This is a genomic window from Oceanisphaera ostreae (genome assembly GCF_042676125.1).
Lineage (GTDB): Bacteria > Pseudomonadota > Gammaproteobacteria > Enterobacterales > Aeromonadaceae > Oceanimonas > Oceanimonas ostreae.
Genome location: NZ_JBHTJS010000020.1, coordinates 1 through 1,417 on the forward strand (window position 1 = coordinate 1; position 1,417 = coordinate 1,417).

2 protein-coding genes are annotated in these 1,417 nt (G+C 38.2%); both read right to left on the reverse strand.

The window, feature by feature from the left end:
- Positions 1–52: 52 nt before the first annotated feature.
- Positions 53–706 carry an N-acetylmuramoyl-L-alanine amidase family protein gene (locus ACFQ1C_RS06005; RefSeq protein WP_379557697.1) on the reverse strand — a complete coding sequence of 218 codons (654 nt, stop codon included), beginning with the start codon at positions 704–706 and terminating at the stop codon, positions 53–55.
- 458 nt (positions 707–1,164) lie between these two features.
- Positions 1,165–1,417 (reverse strand): hypothetical protein (locus ACFQ1C_RS06010; protein ID WP_379557698.1); only part of this gene is annotated, 253 nt, incomplete at its 5' end.

Consider the following 1,417-nt stretch of genomic DNA (forward strand, 5'->3'; position numbering starts at 1 on the left):
AAGTTAAGCTAACGTGCTCGTGAAATGTGTATTTAAGCGCTAAAGTGCTGATTTAAGGGCGCTTACTTCTAAACTGCTCACCACTAACTAGTAACTCTTCTTTTCTATTCACAATTACACCACATTCTAAAAGAATCGCTGGCATGCTCGCTGTTTTCAACACCACAAGATCATCAAATAAGTAGACACCTAAAGATTCATCTAGCAGCTCCCTACTCTCTCCTTTGATCTTTTCTGCATGATGTAACGTTGGAGTGAAACCGCCGTATCTCAACTTGGCCCCTAACATTTTAGCGAACAGCATACTTTCTTTACTGTATCGGTTTTTTTGTGATGCGAAAATTGAATAACCATCGAATTCATCGCTATAATGATTCTTCTTATTTTGATATTCCCAAGACTTAAGATATTTTTCTTGCACCGAGTCATGATGTATAGAGATAAATAAGTCTGCATTATTTTGGCTGGCAATCTCCGTTCTTTCCGCTAAAGTTATTTCGCCATTATCAGCCTCAACAATAAATGCACGTATATCTTTAACACCTTGCATCCGTTCAATAATGGCACTTGCCATGGCTTGGTTAAATTCATACTCAGCCACTCCCCTAGCACTGATTGCACCAGCATCTTTCTTGGTATGACCAACATCGATGGCAACGACAAACTCTTCAGATGCAAAAACAAAGTTTGGTTTAAGAGCCAACACACAAAACATTAATAATAAAAACTTAATTTAATACACCTTATTATTATTTATCAACACTTTCTAATTTTAAATCCTCTTGGCTTTCTTCGGCGACTTTCATAATGCCATTATTCACTTCTAATACAACTGCATTCAAATAAAGTTGACCGCCCTTACATTTTACACTACATCATGCTCAGACTTGCCGATTACCGCTACCTGCGGGCAACTCCATAACATAGGGGCGGATGAGGAGCTATTCTCCATCGAACATGACATAGCCAGATTATTACAGCCAAGAGAAGTAGGTTAATTATTCACTAAAAATAGTGTACCGTTACGTATTTTTTTCTTTGATAAATAAACACCCCCATAATGGCATGGGAATGTTTATATAAATAACTTAGTTGCTATATATAAAGTACAATACAAGCGATTAGATAAGGTTCGCTAATTTCATTATAAACCCTGCGTGCTAGTTATAATCTTTCGCCATTCATAGTGGTTTCACCATTTTCGATCTTAAAAGTGAACTTGTTGCCAGAACCTGACATTAAAGCCGCGGCCATCGGGTTGATATTAGCTGCTGTTTCGCTAGCCTTATCACCCAGCTTCGCTTCGAAGTCCACTAAAATAGCTTTAATTAGCTCTTGTGGATTAGGAGGGCAGGGCCGACGCATGATCAGTTTTCGTTCAATTTGATCAAGGTTTGATCGGACAGACAATACGGTA